At 71.5% G+C, this 19,128-nt stretch carries 12 protein-coding genes and 1 pseudogene; 10 read left to right on the top strand and 3 right to left on the bottom strand.

Annotation, left to right across the window (positions count from 1 at the left end; translation table 11 throughout):
* Position 1: 1 nt before the first annotated feature.
* Positions 2–1,282: a FadR/GntR family transcriptional regulator gene (locus BLQ91_RS43115; protein ID WP_090103961.1), complete on the bottom strand. Its 1,281-nt coding sequence runs from the start codon at positions 1,280–1,282 to the stop codon at positions 2–4.
* 190 nt (positions 1,283–1,472) lie between these two features.
* Between BLQ91_RS43115 and BLQ91_RS34710 the strand changes: the two genes are divergently transcribed.
* Entirely contained in the window at positions 1,473–2,411 is a 939-nt protein-coding gene (locus BLQ91_RS34710; protein WP_090103959.1) for a hypothetical protein, read from the top strand.
* 390 nt (positions 2,412–2,801) lie between these two features.
* Positions 2,802–3,035: pseudogene (locus tag BLQ91_RS43500) on the top strand (recombinase family protein); the annotation flags it as partial.
* Positions 3,036–3,193: 158 nt separating this feature from the next.
* Here BLQ91_RS43500 and BLQ91_RS34700 read toward each other — a convergent pair.
* On the bottom strand, positions 3,194–5,086 hold the full coding sequence (locus BLQ91_RS34700; protein WP_090103957.1) for an endo-1,4-beta-xylanase: 1,893 nt from the start codon (positions 5,084–5,086) through the stop codon (positions 3,194–3,196).
* Positions 5,087–6,399: 1,313 nt separating this feature from the next.
* Between BLQ91_RS34700 and BLQ91_RS34685 the strand changes: the two genes are divergently transcribed.
* Entirely contained in the window at positions 6,400–6,774 is a 375-nt protein-coding gene (locus tag BLQ91_RS34685) for a hypothetical protein (RefSeq protein ID WP_245734099.1), read from the top strand.
* Positions 6,771–7,019: a hypothetical protein gene (locus BLQ91_RS41800; RefSeq protein WP_090103950.1), complete on the top strand. Its 249-nt coding sequence runs from the start codon at positions 6,771–6,773 to the stop codon at positions 7,017–7,019. The genes BLQ91_RS34685 and BLQ91_RS41800 overlap by 4 nt, the downstream gene beginning before the upstream one ends.
* 173 nt (positions 7,020–7,192) lie before the next feature.
* Here BLQ91_RS41800 and BLQ91_RS34675 read toward each other — a convergent pair whose 3' ends face one another.
* Positions 7,193–8,488: a COG1470 family protein gene (locus tag BLQ91_RS34675; protein ID WP_090103948.1), complete on the bottom strand. Its 1,296-nt coding sequence runs from the start codon at positions 8,486–8,488 to the stop codon at positions 7,193–7,195.
* 169 nt (positions 8,489–8,657) lie between these two features.
* Between BLQ91_RS34675 and BLQ91_RS34670 the strand changes: the two genes are divergently transcribed.
* From BLQ91_RS34670 to BLQ91_RS34645, 6 genes are all read left to right on the top strand, one after another.
* Positions 8,658–9,281 carry a response regulator transcription factor gene (locus BLQ91_RS34670; protein WP_090103946.1) on the top strand — a complete coding sequence of 208 codons (624 nt, stop codon included), beginning with the start codon at positions 8,658–8,660 and terminating at the stop codon, positions 9,279–9,281.
* A 130-nt stretch (positions 9,282–9,411) separates the two neighbouring features.
* On the top strand, positions 9,412–12,462 hold the full coding sequence (locus BLQ91_RS34665) for a DUF11 domain-containing protein (RefSeq protein WP_090104050.1): 3,051 nt from the start codon (positions 9,412–9,414) through the stop codon (positions 12,460–12,462).
* A gap of 25 nt (positions 12,463–12,487) precedes the next feature.
* On the top strand, positions 12,488–13,177 hold the full coding sequence (locus BLQ91_RS34660; protein ID WP_090104049.1) for a Pvc16 family protein: 690 nt from the start codon (positions 12,488–12,490) through the stop codon (positions 13,175–13,177).
* A complete protein-coding gene (locus tag BLQ91_RS34655; RefSeq protein WP_090103944.1) occupies positions 13,174–15,249 on the top strand; it encodes an ATP-binding protein in 2,076 nt (691 codons plus the stop codon). Before BLQ91_RS34660 ends, BLQ91_RS34655 begins: the two co-directional genes overlap by 4 nt.
* A gap of 28 nt (positions 15,250–15,277) precedes the next feature.
* Positions 15,278–17,350: an eCIS core domain-containing protein gene (locus BLQ91_RS34650; protein WP_090103942.1), complete on the top strand. Its 2,073-nt coding sequence runs from the start codon at positions 15,278–15,280 to the stop codon at positions 17,348–17,350.
* A gap of 216 nt (positions 17,351–17,566) precedes the next feature.
* Positions 17,567–19,090, top strand: a complete 1,524-nt coding sequence (locus BLQ91_RS34645) for a phage tail sheath family protein (RefSeq protein ID WP_090103940.1) — start codon at positions 17,567–17,569, stop codon at positions 19,088–19,090.
* Positions 19,091–19,128 lie beyond the last annotated feature (38 nt).

Genomic DNA, 19,128 nt, shown 5'->3' with positions numbered 1-19,128 from the left:
GTCACCCGAACACGCGGCGCTGGATCTCCCGCCGGTAGTCCTCAAGGGTCCTGTCGACGTGCACGGCGGCGGCCGCGGCAGCAGCGTCCTCGTTCCCCTCGCGGATGGCCCGGTAGATCGCGGCGTGCTCCTCCACCGCCTCCGCGGTGTGACTGCCGACCGCGCCGTTCATCCCGATGACGTTGGACTGGCGCTGCAAGCGGCGCGCCTCACGCACCGCCGCGAGGAGGAACTGGTTGTGCGACGCGGCCGCGATGCCCAGGTGGAAGTCGTCGTCGCCGCGATCGAACAACGCCGCCTGCCCGGTGACATGCCCTTCCCGGCACAGCTCGGCGGCGACCTCGATGGCGCGCAGCTCGGCAGGCGTCGCGCGGGTGGCCGCGATCCTCGCGGCCGCGGTCTCCTGGACCCGGCGGAACTCGAAGAGCATGTAGACGTGGTCGAGGTCGGTGGGTATGAAGGAGCCACCCCACCGGGACGAACTCAGCATGCCGTCGTCGTCGGCCACGTAGAGCCCGCGCCCCTTGTGCGCACGCACCCTGCCGAGCGCCGAGAGGATTTTCACCGCCTCCCGGACCACGGTCCGGCTGGTCCCCATCCGCCCGGCGAGCTCGTTCTCGGTCGGCATGCGATCGCCGGGACGCAACTCCAGCTCCGCGATGAGCTGCAGGATCCGCTCCGCCACCAGCTCGTAGCCCGGCCGGTAGGAGGTGGGCAGTGCGTAAGCGGCTTCAGCGTCCACCGAGGGACTCCTCGTCATGAGTACGAGTTTGCTTCTGGCAACGAGAGTACAGACGCCCCGGACGAGCAGGACCACCCGTCGAACGAGGAATCGGAGTTGGAAAGGCCGGCGTTCGAACGTCGTTTCGGCACGAGGACAAGCGTGCTCGTTTGATGGGGTCGAGCTCACCGGTGGGTGGTCGGTGGGGTCGGCGGGTGCAGGTGTTGGCGCCGGATCCGATGACGGCACCGTGGGTGCGGTGGATGTTCGCCGAGCGTGCTCGCGGGCGGGCGGTGTCGTCGTTGGTTCGTGACCGGCTCGAACACGTTCGCGATGATCGACAGGGTGGCCGGCATGATCGTGGCCGCCACCCACGCCCATCATCGCGCGGGCGGCGATCAGCTGGCCGGAGGTCGCGGCGTACGCCGACATCAGCGACGCGACGCCGAAGACGGTGAGGCCGATGATCAGGCTGAGCTTGCGGCCGAAGCGGTCGGCCAGCACACCGGCGGTGAGGAGCAGGCCGGCGAACGCCAGAGCGTAAAAGTTGATCGCCCACATGAGTTCGCTCTGGCCGACGCCCTCTTGCCTGACTGTGTAGGAGTCGGGTGGGGGTAGGCCTGATACACCTATCTTTTTGCGGCCGAAGGTGAGGGGTCGACCCTCATGTCATCGACGTCTGCGCAGGTGAAGCTTCTCCTATCGAAGGGGCCGCGGGAGGTGGCCCCCTTCCACAGGAGGCAGGAATCCCATGTTGCGCAAGGTCGTCATCGCCACCATCGCCACCGCCGCCGTCAGCTCCGTCGCGCTGCCCGGCCTCGCCGCCGCCGACCCGATCATCGGCACGCCGCCACCGTGCGTGAAGATCGCCGACATCACCGGCCCCGACTTCGAGGTCAAGCAGTGCGGCGTCAGCGACGTCGACCAGTACCGCGCCGGCTTCGCGGCCAACGGCGGCACCCACTGCGGTCCGTCGTCGCTCTACAACGTGCTGCACTACTGGGGGCACGAGAAGCAGGCACCGGTCGGCTGGCTCACCACCAAGGTCCGCGACCTCGATCCCAGGAACCCGGCCGACTACGGCATCGTCACCAACTCGATCGGTCGGATCGCCACGGATTCCAAGTGGAGCGTCGAGGACGGCACCTACTCGGGCAACCTGCGCACCGCGTGGAACACCGCCACCAAGCCCGCCCGGGACGCCGGGTGGTCCACTGAGACCGGCGGGATCAGCACCACTTCCGGCCCGGACTTCGCGGGTGAGCTGGCCAAGAAACTCAACCAGGGCCCAGTGCAGATGTGGTACGGCCGCTACGTCGCCGGTCCGCAGAACAGCCTGAAGCGCGACGGCGGGCACCTCGTCACGGTGGTGTCGGCCAAGGGTTCCTTCGGCGGTGACTTCGTGCAGCTGCGGCTGGCCGACCCGGCCGAGGCGGCCGACCACGGCAAGCCGGGCTACCTCGACACGCAGTCCGCCTACGAGACGTTGGCCGTGACGTTGACGCGCCGGTCGGTCTACGAGTACCTGCCCGTGAAGGACGACGAGGCGACGCCGGTCGACGAGAGCCTGCAGCCCGGCACCTACCGCTCGGTCGAGCGCTGGGAGCTGTCCGGCACGGCGTACGCCGACCAGAACAAGCCGCTGGTTGAGGGCTTCAACTGGTTCACGATGTCCCCGCCGGTTGGCTGAGCCTTCGGTTGCGCAGGCCCCGCTCGCCGAGCGGGGCCTCTCGCTGTCCCGGTGGAGTTGGGCCGAACAGCCAAGCTCGTGCCGGTCGTGCGCGTCGGCCGGGCTCGGGCGGTCGGCGTCCGGCGCGTCCGGGTCGTGGCTGTTCAGGTGTGGTTACCCGAGGCCGGCGGTCCGGTTGAACTGGACAGCCCAGTCCACCAAGCGCTGATGGTCTTGCTCGGTGCTCAGGCTCAGCGGGAGGTGGCTCGTGCTCGTCAGCGGCTGCTGGCGGCGATGCGGGCGTAGACCAGTCAGCAGGGCAGGTTCTTCGGCGGCCGTCCGCCTTGCGGTTACCGCCTCGTCGATGGTGGTCCGCATCCGAATGCCCGGCACAGCGGGTGGGGTCGGCGGGTGCAGGTGCTGGCGCCCGACCCGATCACTGCGCCGTGGGTTCGGTGGATGTTCCGGGAACGTGCGGGTGGTCGTGCGCTCGCGTCGACCGCCCGCGAGCTGAACAGCCGTCGTGTCCTGTGTCCGTCGAGTGCGGATCCGGGACATAACTCGCATAGGACGGGCGCGCGGTGGATGGTGACCGCGGTCGCGGCGATTCTGGAGAACCCGCGTTGTACGGGCAGGCAGGTGTGGAACCGGTGTGGGACGCGGGGGAGGGGACCTGGGGGCCGGCGGGGTGGTCGTGCCGCGGGCCGGGTGACCGGGAGGAAGTCGTCCAGCCGTGCCATGTCGTTCATGGAGCCGAGTACGTGTCCTCGCCGGGCGCTGTACCTGCCCCACGAGGGATACCGTCACACCCACCGGCACGGCGCGCCGTTCAGGACGAAGGACGCCGGCCGGTCGTTCGCACCGCTCCAGTCCGCCAGGAAGCCGAACGAGCGGGACTCGCCGGGCGGGATCGCCGAGTTCCACGGCGCACCGTGCACCGTCACCACCGGACCGTCCTGGGCGAAGGAACCGTTCCAGAGCTGGGTCACGCGCTGGCCGTTGGCGTACGACCAGGCGAGGGTCCACGAGTCGAGCGGTGCGGTGGCGGAGTTGGTGACCCGCACCGAGCCGAGGAACCCGCCCTGCCACTGCGTCGTTGTCTCGTAAGCGACTTCGCAGGTGGCAGTGGGGAGAACGGTCCCGATCCGGCTGGGATCGGCCACGGCCCAGAAGGCGTCCTTGGCCCGCAGTCGGGTGTCGAACAGCAGCGGGTGGTCCTTGCGGGTCACCGGGAACGTGTCGAGCCACGTGCTGTCGTCGGCCAGGCCCCAGAACGTCACCGAGCTGATCGCGTGCGCGTACCTGGTGAACACAGCGAACAGGTCGCGGTAGCGCTGTGCCTGTGCCAGCAAGGAAGCGGCGGGCGGGCTCGGGTACGACTGGTTGCTGTCGGTGTAGATCGAGACGTCCATCTCGGTGATCTGCTGGTCCACGCCCAGGGGCAGGAACTTGGTGATCATCGCTTCCGTCTCGGCGGCCGAGGGCCAGTCGACGTTGACGTGCATCTGGTGTCCGACGGCGTCGACGGGAACGCCTTCCGCGCGCAGCTGGGACACGAGGTCGTACAACCGGTCCCGTTTCGCGGGCACGTTGGTGTTGTAGTCGTTGATGACCAGCTTGGCGTTCGGTGCGACCTCGTGCGCCACGCGGAACGCCGTGCGGATGTAGTCCAGTCCCGCGATCTCGAACCACCTGCTGCGGCGCAGGCCGTCCGGTTGCCCCTCGTCGACGGCCTCGTTCACCACGTCCCACGCCGTGATGTCGTCGCGGTACCGGCCCACCACGGCGCGGATGTGCGTCTCGATGCGGTGCAGCAGCAGGGCTTTGTTCTCCGCGGTGGGTGTCATGTCGGCGCCGGAGGGGTCCTTGAAGACCCAGTCGGGAGTCTGCTGGTGCCAGACGAGGGTGTGACCGCGGATCGCCTTCCCCCGCGCCTTGGCCCAGTCGACGAGTGTGTCCGGTTCCGTGAACCGGAACGCGCCCTCGGCGGGTTCGGTCGCGTCCCACTTCAGCTGGCTGCCCGGCGTGATCGAGCTGAAGTGCCGGTCGAGCAGCCTGCCGTGCTCCCCGTACAGCAGGGCGGGCTCGGCGGCGACCCCGAAGTGCCGGAACGGCACCACGTCCCGCAACGCGGGGATGTCGGTCTGGATCGGGGGAAGCGGTGTGTACGACAGGACGAAGTCGTCGAGGTGGAACGACGCCGCAGGACTGGAGCTCTCCACGTAGGTGGTGAGGAAGTCGGCATCGGACGCCAGCGTGTAGCCACCGGTGAGGTTGACCCAGCCGTCGGCGGTGACGAGCGTGTCGCCGACGACCCCTTCGTAGGACGTGACGCCGTCGGTGTGGCGTTCGACGGACATCCGGAGCCGCGCGGGCTCCTCACCGCCCGCGAGCCGCACCCACACCGAGAGGCTGTACCGCACGCCCTTCTCGACGTCGTCGAGCAGGGCGAGCACTGGCCCCTCCCAGGACTGGGTCCGGCCCGAGACGAGGAGGCTGCGGGCACCTCCGTGCGCGACGGCCGAGCTCACCGCGGTGGTCTCTCCTCCGCGCGAGGTCCAGCCCTGCAACGTGTCGTCCTCGAACGTGCTGGACACCACCGTCACCGGCGTGTCGGCGGCGAGCGCGGCGGGACCGTGCGTCAGCAGACCTGCCGCGACCGAGGTGACCAGCAGACCGGCCAGAACTCTCCTCATCGAGAATCCTCCAGGTTCTGGGAGCGCTCCCAGAACCATAGAGCGACCTGCTCCCGGCACCCAGGCACCATTCGGCCCAAACGCGGCACTCCGCTGCCAGAGGGGCGGCGCGAGTCCAGCTCGCTCGCGAACACCCGCCCATGAAGTCATCGCTTCTCTGATCAGTGGGGTTGTACCGGCTACGAGCATGCATGGGTGATTGGTTCGCTGTTGTACCAGGCGTTGTGCAAGTTGCTGTCTGTTCCGGCGGTGCTGGTTCGCAGTGAAGCGGCCAAGGAAGCGGAGCTTCTTGTTCTGTGGCACGAGAACGTTGTGCTTCGTCGGCAGCTGGTCCGACCGGTTCGTTACGAGCTCGCGGACCGTTTCTGGTTCGCCACGCTGTCGAGATTGGTACGTCGCTCCAGCCGGCAGGAGGTCTTCCCGGTTCTCACTGGCACGCGGCAACCTGTTCGACTGCGCACTGATTTGGAATCAGACCCATCTGCGTCAGGCGCTACGTGAGTACGAGTGGCACTACAACGAGCACCGAACCCACCGATCACCCGCCGCCGCAGCGCCCTTGCGAGCGCGGTCGCAGGCTCTTGAACCCGATCAGATCTGACGCCCCGCGGTACTCCAACAGGACTGTCTCGGCGGAGTCCTCCGCGTGCACCGGCGAGCTGCTCACCGACGCGCGGCGGCGGTTGCGGCACGACGTCCGCGACAACCCGACGCAGAACACGACCGGCAGAGCCACGCACCGGCATTGGGTGTACGGGAGGGCGCGACGCCCGTGCTTGCGCTGTGCGACACCGATCGCGTTCCGCCGGCTGAAGAAACCTCCCGCGGCCGCGAGGCCTGGTGGTGTCCACCCTGCCAGACCTGAAGCACGTACGCCCAGGCCACGGCGAACACCTTGCTCGAGCAGGCCGAGTCGATGGCGATCCCGGACGCCGAACGCGATGGGCTTCGACGGCGGCGCTACGCCTGCGTTGAGATCGGCGAGATGAGCGAGAGTGCCGGCACGAGGTCTGCCGAACCAGCTGCGACGACCTGTGATGCCCAGTCGGCGCCGAGCTGGTCGACCAGTTCATGGCCGGGTGCGCGCACCACGAGTGTGATCTCCGCAGACACGACCGTGCTTGGCGCGCGTGTCACGACCTGTGCGCCGATCGCCCTGCCACGAGGGCAGACCGCGAGGTAAGGAGAGGCAGACCGGGCCCCTCGGGCTTCTCCTGCCTCGTGCGGCGTGATGGGGTCGGAGTACATCCCTGGTACGGGGCGAATTTGGGAGTCGGGATCCACGTGGTGACCGGTTCCCGCGCGGAGGGGCGATGGACGTGCGGTCCGACGGCGAGACGGGTGACCCGGGCCGCGCCTCCTCTCCGGAGCAGTTCGCGGGCGACCTGTTCCTCCAGCTGGCCCGGCGCGGGTGGCTGGTCCTGGAACCCGCCCAGGCGCAGGGTGTGATCGGCGAGCTGGAGCGGACCCTGGACGAGGTGCGGGCGCGGCTGCGCAAGCTGGAGCTGTCGCGCAAGCTGCGCGACGCGTCCGGGGACCACGTCGCGCCGCACGTGGACCGGCTCGTGGTCGACGCGGTGTTCGCCGGGCAGCTGAACTCCGACAACTGGGAACGGGCGCTGGTCGAGCTGCCCAAGTACATCGAGGCCCTGCGGATCGCGGGGCGCAACGCCGGAGGTTCGAGATGACCTCGTCGGGACCGGGTGCACCGGAGTTGGAGCCGGCGGGCCAGGGCACGGCTGCGTCCGGACCGCCCGTCACCGAGCCCGACCTCGGCCGGCTGGAGCTGGGCAAGCTCGACCTGTGCGTCGAACTGGCGGCCGCGGGCGCGGAGTTGCGGCACCACCTGCTGTGCGGTGACCGCGACGTGGCCGACCTGCTCGGCGCCTGGATCGACACGCTGCTGGACGAGTGGAACCGCCGCCGCGACTGACTGCCGGCACCCGAGGTGCCGGTGGATGTGAGCGTGTTCAGGCAGTCGGCGCGGAGCGCCGGCTGAGCGCGCAGGTCGGCCCACCACAACGCGACCGCAGGGCCGCTTGCCGGCCCTGCGGTCGGATCGAGTGCGTACCGGTACGCCGTGACCATCTCGCCGTCACAAACCGGTCACCCCTGCGGCATGTCCGCGAGCGCGCCGCTGACGTTGAGCAGCTGCAGGCAGTTCGGCGCCTGCCGGCCGCTGGCCGGGGTGCCGGGCCGGGCGCAGGTGACGGTCGCGCTCACCGTGCTGTTCTCCGGCACGTCGATCGGCGTCACCCAGTGGTAGTCCTGGTTGCGGAAGGTCTCCAGCGCGATGGTGGTCACCGTGCGTTCGCCGAAGGCGATGGTCAGCACGCCCTCGTCGCCCTGGTGGTTGGCCAGCACGAGGTCGGTGATGCGGAAGACCTTCCCCGCGGGCACGACGTAGCTGCCGGCGCCCTGGCCGCCGGTGTTGGTGCGGACTTCGATGGTGCTGGAGCTCTGCTCGCCGCCACCGGCGTCGCGCTGGCCCGGCTGCCCCTGCTGCTGACCGCTCGGAGGCTGGTCGCCGCCCGGTTGCCGCTCCTGCGCCGGCTGGTCCTGGGCAGCGGCGGCCTGCTGCTTGCCGACCTCCACCAGTTCCTCGGCTCGGCCGTCGGTGGCCTCTCTGGCCGCGCTCTGCACCGCGGGACGTACCAGCAGCAGCCATGCGAGCAGCAGCGCCAGCAGCAGTGCGAGCAGCGCCAGCAGCCACTTGGGGAACACCGGGAGCTGGAGCAGTTCACCCTCCAGCTCCTCGGTCTGCGCGGCCTCACCAGACGCGGGAGGCACTGCGGCGCCGGAGGAGGAGGTCGTGGTCAGCCGCACCGGCCAGGGCAGCGGAGAACCGAACCACAGCACCTTGCCGACGCGCGCCCGCACCGGCAGCTCCACCCGCGTCCCGGGGTCCACGGCCGTGGGCTCCGCCGGAACGGTGACGCGGAGCTGGTCGTCGGCCTCGGCCGCGACCAGGGCCACCGCGATCGGGGTGTTGCCGTCGTTGTGGAGCTGGACGTGGAATCGCGCGCTGCGCCAGGCGCGGCGGCGCTCGGGCACCAGCTCGGCGTGCTGCTGGAGGAACGGCTCGACGACGACCGTGGTCTCGGAGACCGTCACCGACTCCGGTCGCTCCGCCGGCAGCACGCGCACGCCCAGCGGTATCTCGCCCGCGCGCACGTCCGGCGACCTCGGCGGTCGCAGCAGGACGGTCACCTGCTCGGACGTGCCGGGGTACAGCGAGAGCCGCGCCGGCTCGACGGAGGTCCACGGTGCGCACTCGCCCACCACCTCGAACTCGTACGCCTCGACTATGTCGCTGTCGTTGCGCACCGTCAGCTTTGTGCTCGCCTCCGAACCGGGCGTGACTACCACGGTCGGGAGACCGAATTCGGTCGTTGTGGTCACCGGTCGAACGGTAGGCAGGCCGGAACCCGTTGAGGCAGGGAGAAAAGGGCACATCGGGAGCAAGCAAGTGCACTGACGGCCCCCGTGCCCACCCGCGCCCGGCTCGGGTGCGCAGGATTGCGGTACGAGGACTGCCGAGGCGGTCCGGTTCTCGCCAGGGGAGGCTGTCATGACGAGGATCCCGGTCGCGGTGTACGCCGAGGACCCGGTCCTGCGCACGGGTGTCACGCACCAGTTGCGCCCGCGTCCGGAGGTGGAGGTGCTCGACCAGGGCGACCGCGAGCGCGCGGCGGTGGCGCTGGTCGTGGTGGACGTGGTGGACGAGGCGGCCGCGGCGCTGCTGCGGCGGTTGCGGCGCTCGTCGGGCACGCGCACCGGTGTCGTGGTCGGCCGCTTCGACCAGGACGCGCTGCAGACCACCATCGACTGCGGGGTGGCGGCGGTGGTCCGCCGTGCGGAGGCCGACCAGGACCGCCTGGTGGCCACGGCGGTCGCACTGCACAGGGGCGAGGCGGTGCTGCCGGGCGACCTGGTGCGCCGGCTGATGGACCACGTCGGCCGGTTGCAGCGCAGCGTGCTCGACCCGAACGGACCGACACTGTCCACTTTGACCACTCGGGAGGCGGACATGCTGCGGCTGATCTCCGAGGGCTGTGACACCGCCGAGATCGCGACGCGGATGTCGTTCTCCGAGCGCACCGTGAAGAACGTGCTGCACGAGGTGACCACTCGCCTCCAGCTGCGCAACCGGGCCCACGCGGTGGGTTACGTGATGCGCCACGGCCTCATCTGAGCGCTGTCCCGGACCCTCTTTGCCCGAACGGCCCACGGGTCGTCCCCGATCGTGCCCGACCGGACCTCCCCGGCGTGCGCCGCACGCGGCGATGATCGCCTGCGACAGGTCCGTGACCGGAGGTGGAACCTTGTCCAGAAGGGCGCGTACCCGCACCCTCGCCGCGCTCGCGGCGGTCGTGATGGCGTGCGGGGTGACCGTGGTGATGCGTGACATCACCGGCGTGACGGAGGCGAATGCCCAGCCGGGGGAGCCGGTGACCGGCCGCATCGCCTTCGCGGGCACCGAGCACCGCAGCCTCGGCTACGCGGTCGACCCGCAGCCGGACCGGCTCGGCCCGACCACACCTCTGCTGGGCGAGGGGCCCACCCACTTCGACGACCACGTGTCCGCGCGCGGCGGCCTGGTGGTGTTCACCAGCCTGCGCGACGAACTCCGACCGCAGGTGTACCTGCGCGACGCCGGCGGCGGGGTGCGCCAGCTGACCAGGGGCCACGACGCGGCGCACCCGCAGTTGTCGCCCGACCTGCGGTCTGTGGTGTTCGGCTCGCGCGGCGACCTGTGGCTGGTCGGCGTGGGCGGCGGCGAGCCGCGGCAGCTGACCGGCACCGGCGCGGACGAGGCGTGGCCCGCGTTCTCCCCGGACGGCACAGAGGTCGCCTTCTCCGGCGACCGCGACGGCGGCCGGGAGATCTACCGGATGCCGGTGGCGGGTGGAGCGGTCACCAGGGTGACGAACGAGCCGAGCGGCGATGCGGGTGAGCCCGCGTGGAACCCGGTCGACGGTCGCATCGCCTACACGCTGTGGACAGGCGACGTGCCGCAGGTGCGGGTGCTGACCGGCACCGGCGTCGGCACCCCGTTGCTGGGCGGCGACCAGGCCGCGTGGCGCGGTCACTGGCCCGCGTGGCTGCCCGACGGTTCGCGCCTGTTGTTCCTGAGCCTGAACCAGGTCTGCACCTGCCCGGCCGACCCGAACGCGGTGAAGGTCTACCGCGCCGACACGGCCCCGGGCCTGCCGCTCACCGCACCGCCGGACCTGCTGCTGGGCGAGAACCGGCACCTGAGTTCGCCGAGCTGGCTGGCCGACGGCTCCCCGCCGAAACTGCTGGTCTCCCGCACCAGCGCCCCGACCTGGTTCACCGCCACCCTCCAAGACGTCCGCCCCGACGGCTCCGACCCGCGCGACCTCGGCGTGACGGTGCTGCGCGAGGACCCCGAGGCGGTCAACGACCCCAACCTGCTGTTCCGGCCGCGAGCCGGGTTCGACCCGTGGGCTACCCGCCAGTCGTACTCGCCGGACGGGCGGCAGATCCTGCTGAGCCGGTTCGAGGACGAGGGCGGCCTGCGGGTGCAGCGCCTGTGGCTGGTCGACGCGGACGGGGGCAACCCGCGCCGCGTGCCCGTCGCCGACCGGCAGCCCGGCGACTGGGAGTTCGACGCGGGCTTCTCGCCTGACGGCCGGTTCATCGCCTTCGCGCGACGCTCTCCCGGCGGGGTGCGGCCGAACGGCGGGCAGAGCCGGGTCGTGGTCGTCGAAGCCGCCACGGGCGCCGTGGCCGGTGTGCTGCGACCTCCGCCCGAGGTCTCGGACCAGGAGGACACCCAGCCGGCGTGGTCGCCCGACGGGACCACGCTCGCGTTCACCCGCGGCATCATCAGCGACGGACCCACCGGCGAGGTCCGCGACAACCACATCTGGACCGCGCGCGCCGGGGCGCTGGACCAGCAGCGCGACCTGAGCGCGCTGGTGTGCGGCAGCGACTGCCCGGTGACCGATGACAGCCCGGCGTTCAGCCCGGACGGCGGCGAGCTGGTGTTCAACCGCGAGTCCGACGGCCTGCTGCGCGTGCGGCTGCCCGGCCTGCGCTGCGAGGTGTTGCTCGGCGCCGGCTCGTGCGCCGCGCCGGTGACCACCCCGGCCGGTCCGTTCCAGCCGCGCGACGCCGCCTACGCGCCGGACGGCCGGATCGCGCTGACCGCCCGGCGGGCCGGTGACGCCCGGTCACCGGAGGAGCTGGCCGTGCTCGACCCCGGCACCAGGACCCTGCACCGGATCGCCACCCACCTCCCCGGCAGGCAGAAGGAACCCACCTGGCAGCAGTCGGTCGACCTCGTGGTGGACGCACCGACTGCGGCGTCGGTCGACGTGGACCGGACCGCCTCGATCCCGGTGACCGTGCTCAACCGCGGTCCGGCGACCTCGCCGGGCACCGCGTTGACCGTGGCCGTGCCCACCGGGCTGCGGCTGGCCGGGCTGCGCACCTCGGGCGGAACGTGCGCGGCCGAGGAGCTGCGGTGCGACCTCGGCGTGGTGGCCGCGGGCACGTCGGTCGAGGTCGTGGCCGACGTGGTGGGCGTGGTACCGGGGGCGCACCGGCTGGACTGGTCGGTGGCCGGCGCGGTGCTCGACGCACTGCCGTCGGACAACGCGGACAACACCGTGCTGACCGTCGGCGAGCTGCCCACCACCACCACCACCACCACCACCACCACGACCACACCGACCGTGCTGCCCCCGCCCCCGCCCGTTTCGCCGGCCGGCCCCGCGCTGGCAGTCACGGTGCAGCCCAACCCGTCCTACGTGGGCGGCCGGGCGGTGGTGACCTACACCGTGCGCAACGCCGGCGGTTCCCTGGCGACCGGGCTGCGGCTGGACTTCCTGCTGCCCGCACAGGTGCCGGTCGCGGCACTGCCGCCGGGATGCGCGCCGACCAGCTGCGTGCTGCCCGACCTCCCGGTGGGCACCACCCAGGTCGTGCAGGTGGTGCTCGCGCCCACCGCGGCGGTGCGGACCGAGGTGCGCGGCGTGCTGCGGACCACCGGCACCGACGCAACCCCGGACGACAACACCGCGGCCGCACCGATGACGGTGCTCCAGCCGAGGATCGTGGCCGTGCCGCCGATCGGCGAGCCGGGGTTCGTCACGTCGGTGCGCGGCGTGGACTTCCCGCCCGGCGTCCCGGTCCGGCTGACCTGGACGCCCGGCATCACCGCCTCCGCCGCGCCGACGCTCCCGCGCGCGGACGGCCGGTTCACCGCGCAACTGCTGATCCTGACCAAGGACCAGACCGGGCCTCGCACGATCACCGCGACCGGCCCCGGCTTCCGCCCCGTCACCACGCCGTTCCTGGTCGTGGCGGGGTCCATCGGGCCACCGGACATGGTGGCGCGCAGATGAACCCGGCGACGAGGAGGAGGTGCCCGTGATCCACGAGGTGGACGAGGCTATCCGGCGGATGCTGACCGCCGCCGGTGTGCCCGGCGGCGGGGGTGAGCTGTCGTTCGACGCGCCGACCAAGGACTGGGCCGCGCGGCGCAACGCCCCGACTGTCAACGTGTTCCTGCACGACATCCGCGAGGACGTGATGCGCCGCCACGCGGGTGGCGTCGAGAGCTACGACGACGAGGGCGTGCTGATCGGCTGGCGCGGCCCCGCGCGGTGGTTCGAACTGGCCTACCTGGTCACGGCGTGGACCAACAGGCCGCAGGACGAGCACCGGCTGCTGTCGGAGGTGCTGGCATCTCTGGTGCGCGTCGAGCGGATGGCCAACGAGTGGCTGACCGGGACGCTGGCGGAGCTGGGCCTGGGGGTCGTCCTGAACTCGGCCCAGCCGCCGGACGGGCGGGCGACCTCGGAGATGTGGTCGGCGCTGGGCGGCGAGCTGAAGCCGTCCATCGACCTGAAGGTCATCGCGCCGTTGGCGGGCGAGTGGACCCAGGCCGGACCGCCGGTCACCGAGGGCGTGGTGCTGGAGACGGCGGCGCAGTCCGGCGAGCGCTCACGCCGGTTGCGCTACGAGGGGCCGGCCACCGCCGACGGCGACGGCTTCGCGGCGACCAGGCCCAAGCCGGTACCGGGTCCGCGGCGGCGACGCGGAGGGGCGATCCGATGACCGGCGTGGCCGTGCGGCAGGACGCGGGGACGGCGGTGTCCCCGGAAAGCGCCGACCTGGTCTACCTGTGGGCACGGCTGGGCGCGGTCGAGTGGCGGGTGCGGCAGGCGGTCGCGGCGCGCCGCGCCGTCGATCCCGCGCCGGACGATCCCTACCGCGGTCTGTACCTAACCCCCGAGGCGGTCCAGGACGTGCTGGCCGCACCCCGGCAACCGCAGCTCCAGGTCCCCGAGCCCAACCCCGAGCTGGACGCCTTGGCCGCGCTCGTGCCCGACCCCGGGCCCCGGCTCCTCCGGCTGGCCGCCGACTTCGGCCTGACACCGGTCGACCTGGAGTTCCTGCTCGTCGCCATGGCCCCCGACGTGGACCCGCGCTTCGAGCGGCTTTACGGCTACCTCAACGACGACGTCACGCGCCGCCGGGCGACGGTGGGCCTGGCGCTCCAGTTGTGCGGGGTGCCCCTGGCGGGTCCGGGGCGGTTCCGCTTCACCGCCACAGCGCCTCTGGTCGCGGGAGGTCTGGTGGAGGTGCACGACCCGGCCACGCCCGCGCTGTCCCAGGCGCTGCGCGTGCCTGACCGGGTGGTGGCCCACCTGCTCGGCGACGACGTGCCAGACCCGGTGGTCGCGGGGCTCGCGCGCATCGCGCCCCGGACCGGTGCACCTGCGGCGGAGCTGCCCAGTCGCCTCGGCGCAGGGCTGCGCTCCGGGGTGACCCCGGTGCACCTGCGCGACGCCGGCGGCGACGTGGGCCCGACGGCGGTCGCCGCGCTGGCCGCGGCCGGTCGGGGCGCGGTGGTGCTCGACGTGGCGGCGCTGGCCGACCGGGAGCACCCCGACCTGGCCGCGGTGGTCCGCGAGGCCCGGCTGCGCGGCGCGGGCGTCGTGCTCGGCCCGCTGGAGTTCCTGGTGCCCGAGCGCACGCGAGTCCTGCGCGAGCTGGTCGCGCTGGCGGGTGACGTGCCGGTGGTCCTGCACAGCAGGCAGCACTGGGACCCGAGGTGGACCGCGCGGCCGGTGCTGTCGGTGCCGGTGGCGTCGCCGCCACTCGCGGAGCGGGCCTCGTGGTGGACGCGTGCGCTGGGCGGCGAACCCGCGTTCCTGCCGGGCCTGGCCGGTTACCGGCTCGGCTCCGAGGAGATCGACCGGGTGGTGGCCGTGGCAGGCCACCTGGCCACCGTGGAGGGCGAGCCGATCGGGCTGCGCCACGTGCGCGCCGGGGTGCGGGCGCAGAACGGGGCCGGGCTGGACCGCCTGACCAGGAGGATCGTGCCGGCCGTCGGCTGGGACGACGTGGTGCTGCCCGAGCAGACCAGGAACCAGCTCGCCGAGCTGGTCGTGCGGGCGCGGCATCGCGAGCGCGTGCTGGGGGAGTGGCGGATGCGCCCCGGCGGTGGCCGCGGGCGGGGCGTGGTGGCTTTGTTCGCGGGTGAGTCGGGCACCGGCAAGACCATGTCCGCCGAGGTCGTGGCGGCCGAGATCGGCATGGACCTGTACGTGGTGGACCTGTCCACGGTGGTGGACAAGTACGTCGGCGAGACGGAGAAGAACCTGGAGCGGATCTTCACCGAGGCCGCGGGCGTGCACGGGGTCCTGCTGTTCGACGAGGCCGACGCCGTGTTCGGCAAGCGGTCGGAAGTGCAGAGCGCGCACGACCGGTACGCCAACGTCGAGTCGGCCTACCTGTTGCAGCGCATGGAGTCCTTCGACGGCATCGCGGTGCTGACCACCAACCTGCGGTCCAACGTGGACGAAGCCTTCACCCGGCGGATCGACGTGATCGCGGACTTCCCGGTGCCCGACGCGGAGCAGCGACTGGCGCTGTGGGACCGCTGCCTGGGCCCCGCGTTGCCTCGTGCCGGCGATCTGGACCTGGCGTTCTGCGCGGAGCGCTTCGAGCTCGCCGGCGGGTCGATCAGGGCGTGCGCGGTGACCGCGGCCTACCTGGCCGCCGCCGCCGACCGCCCGGTAGCCATGACCGACGTCATGACGGCGGTGCACCAGGAGTACCGCAAGCTCGGCCGGCTCGTGCTGGAGAGCGAGTTCGGGTCGTGGTTCGGGATGACGCGGTGACCGGCTCTTTCCGACGCGGGAGGCGTTGATGCACAAGCACGAGCACGAGCACGAGGACAGGGCCTGCCACCGGGCACAGCCTCCGCAGATTCCGAAGGGGGCCGAGCGCGGCACGGATGAGGTGCTGAGGCTGCAGCGCCTCGTCGGCAACACGACCACCGCCCACCTCGTCCAGTCGGTGCTCGACGAGGCAGGGGCGGAGCAGGCCGAGGTGCAGCGGGCGAGCGTGCGGGACGCGCTGAGCGGCTCCGGCAAGCCGGTGCCCGACCACGTGCGGTCCGAGGCAGAGGCGCGGCTGGGCGTGGACCTGTCCGGGGTGCGCCTGCACACCGGTCCTGCCGCGGAGCGCTCGACGGAGGAGATCGGCGCTCGCGCCTACACCACGGGCCGGCACGTGGTGCTCGGCCGCGACGGGAACGACTGGAAGACGCTGCTGCACGAGTTCGACCACGTGCGGCAGCAGGCAGAGGGGCGGGTCGAGGGCACCGATCAGGGCAACGGGATGCGGATGAGCGACCCGTCCGACCGGCATGAGCAGGAGGCAGAGGCCAACGCCACCCGGGCACTGCGCAGCGAGCCGCCGCGGCACGGCGGCGGGTCCGTGTCCGGGCACCATCACCACGGCGGCGGCATGCCGGTCCAGCAGGCCAGGATCGCGGACGTCCAGCCGGGCCTGGACTCCGCCGCGGTCACCCAGATCATGACCAGGTTGCTGTCCATGCCGCTGGTCGTGCCGGTGGCGCTGCCCGGCGGCAGCGGTCCGAGCACCCGGAGGCAGGCGCTGAACGTCAGCAGGGCCACCGACCCGCGGCTGGTGGACCGGGGGGACGGGACGGGGCTCGCCACGATCACCTGGGACCAGCTGCTCCGCGGCGACGTGGTCCGCATGGCGTACAGCCAGTACGACGTCTTCTTGTTGCCTCACGGGGGCGACGCCCTCGCCGCCGCCACGGACGACCTGAGGGAGACGATCGACTCCGGCCACTTCTTGGGCGACGCGGTCCTCCAGCCGTTCAGCACGGCCCTGATGGAGTGGCTGGTGCGCAGGCGCAGCAACTCCAGCGGTGACGTCGAGGTCGTGACCAACCGGGTCACGACCGACGAGGGCACGGGCGCGGAGATCACCGTCGGCGGCCGCCCCGGCTGGGACGCCAGGGCCAACCAGATCGTCACCGGCTACGACGAGGACCGCCGGCACATCATCGCCTGGCACACCATGCGCGGTGCGTTCCGCAACGCCTTCAACGCCGCGCTGGCCCCCGGCGAGAACATCAGAGAGCGGATGCGGACGCTCCTCGCCACCCTGGGCTCGGCCGCCACCTGGGCGGAGCTCGACGAGGCCGAGGCGGCCAGCTCGCACGGCAGCGAGAACGGCGACGCGGCGAGCAGCCAGTCCAGCAACGTCGCCATGACCGATGCCCCACCCGCCGCCGTGCCGTCGCCAGCTGGCAGCGAGATGGACATCGATGATGCCGAGGTGACGTCCGAGCATGGTTCCTCCCAGGCCAGCAGCACGACGTCGGAGCAGCTGCGGGACAACCTGAGCTCGACCGTCGCCAGGGTACTGGGCATGCTGTCGAACAACCCGTACAACCTGTGGGCCGGTGACGCCATCGCCAACGAGTCGATCAACCGGGTCAGGCAGCAGCTCGCGGCCATGATGAACGCGTACACCGACGACCAGGAGCTGATCGACCAGGTCGGCGCCAGGGCTCAGCAGGGTTCGTCGACGCAGAACCAGGACCGGCGGGTGTGGACGCGGGTGCGGGCCACGCTGGACAGCGTGGCCGCCGGCGACGCGCGGACGTTCATCCAGTCCGTCATAGACTCGTTCGACGTCGACATCCCGATCACCGGAGACGATGAGAGGTCCAGCACCTACGACTCTCATGATGCCCAGGCCGGCGCGGTCCGCAACGTACTGGCCACCGGCCTGGCCCAGGAGGTGCTGACCATGTACGACAACCAGCTGCCGGACGACTTCGACTCGCTCATCGACACCATCGACAGCTGGTTGCGGCGGTTCCTGCGCCCGGAGGGCCTGCAGACCAGCGCCAGCGGCGGCCGTCGCACGGTGAGCCTGCGGCCGCAGGACGAGTGATCTTCGCGGTAACCGGTTCGCTTTCTCGCCCATGACCGCCCCGGCGCCCACCGCGCCGGGGCGTTTCGGTGTGCCCGGACCGCACATGTCCCTTCGGGCAACGGCACTGCCCTCGGTCGTGGTCCGCCGACCCTGCCCTCGCCCGCGCGCTCGCAGCAGGCTGTGAAGTGCCAGAGCGGAGCAGTTGCCGGAGCGGAAGAAGACAGGGGAGCGACCATGCCGCAGTACCTCTCACCGGGCGTCTACGTGGAGGAGGTCCAGTCAGGCGCGCGGCCGATCGAAGGCGTCGGCACGGCGGTGGCCGCCTTCGTCGGCTTCGCCGAGCAGGGACCCTTCCACCGGCCGACCCTCGTGGCGAACTGGAACCAGTACGTCCAGCTGTTCGGCGGATTCGTCGAGGACGCCTACCTGCCGCACGCCGTGTACGGCTACTTCGCCAACGGCGGCGGCGCGGCGTACGTGGTGCGCGTCGGCGGTGCCCAGGCGGACGCAGACGCCGAGCCGGCCGCGCCCGCGCCCGCCGAGCTGGGCGGCCTGCACGTCTCGGCCCTGCCCGGCGCGGGCGGCGACATCGCGGTCGAGGTGACCGACGCCGACGGCGAGAACCCGCCGGAGGACCGGTTCAAGTTGCTGGTCAAGCAGGGCGGCAAGGTCGTGGAGACCTACGACGTCTCCACGAAGAAGAACGTCAAGAACTACGTCGTGACGCAGGTGTCCGAGCGGTCCAAGCTGATCAGCATCACCGAGCGGGCCAACGGCGCGCTGGCGCGCCCGGACAAGCAGCAGGTGGCGCTGCCGACCGCTGCCGCCCCGTCGAAGGCGGTGGCCAGGCTGGACGCCCAGGAGTACCTCGGCGACCCGGACGCGCGCACCGGCATGGGCGGGCTGGAGAGCGTCGACGAGGTCACCATGGTGGTGGCGCCGGACCTGATGAGCGCCTACAAACGCGGCCTGATCGACCTGGAGGGCGTCAAGGCCGTCCAGCTGGCGATGATCTCGCACTGCGAGCAGATGGGCGACCGGGTGGCGCTGCTCGACCCGCCACCGGGGATGAACGCCCAGAAGATCCGCACCTGGCGCCTGGACGAGGCCAACTACGACTCCAAGTACGCGGTGCTGTACTACCCGTGGATCAAGGTCTTCGACCCGCTCAAGGGCCGCAACACGCTCGTGCCGCCCGCCGGGCACATCGCGGGTGTGTGGAGCCGCAACGACAACGAGCGCGGCGTGCACAAGGCGCCCGCCAACGAGGTCATCCGCGGCGTGGTGGACCTGGAGCTCAACGTCAGCAAGAGCGAGCAGGACCTGCTCAACCCGATCGGCGTCAACTGCGTGCGCTCGTTCCCCGGCCGCGGCATCCGCGTGTGGGGCGCCCGCACGCTGTCCTCCGACCCGGCGTGGCGCTACCTCAACGTGCGCCGGCTGTTCAACTACCTGGAGGAGTCGATCCTGCTGGGCACCCAGTGGGTGGTCTTCGAGCCCAACGACGACCGCCTGTGGGCCAGCATCCGGCGCAACATCACCGGCTTCCTCACCGAGCAGTGGCGCAGGGGCGCCCTGTTCGGCCGCACCCCGGCGGAAGCCTTCTACGTCAAGTGCGACCGCGAGAACAACCCGCAGGAGTCGATCGACCTCGGCCAGGTCGTGTGCGAGATCGGCGTGGCGCCGGTCAAGCCCGCCGAGTTCGTGATCTTCCAGCTGTCGCAGTTCTCCGACAGCACCAGTCTCGTCAGCGAATGAGCCGTCCCGCGCGGGCGCGTGAACCAGAAAGGCGGCAC

The organism is Lentzea jiangxiensis (genome assembly GCF_900104175.1).
Lineage (GTDB): Bacteria > Actinomycetota > Actinomycetes > Mycobacteriales > Pseudonocardiaceae > Lentzea > Lentzea jiangxiensis.
Note: the sequence above shows the minus strand (reverse complement) of the source record. Positions and strands in the feature narration are given on the sequence as shown.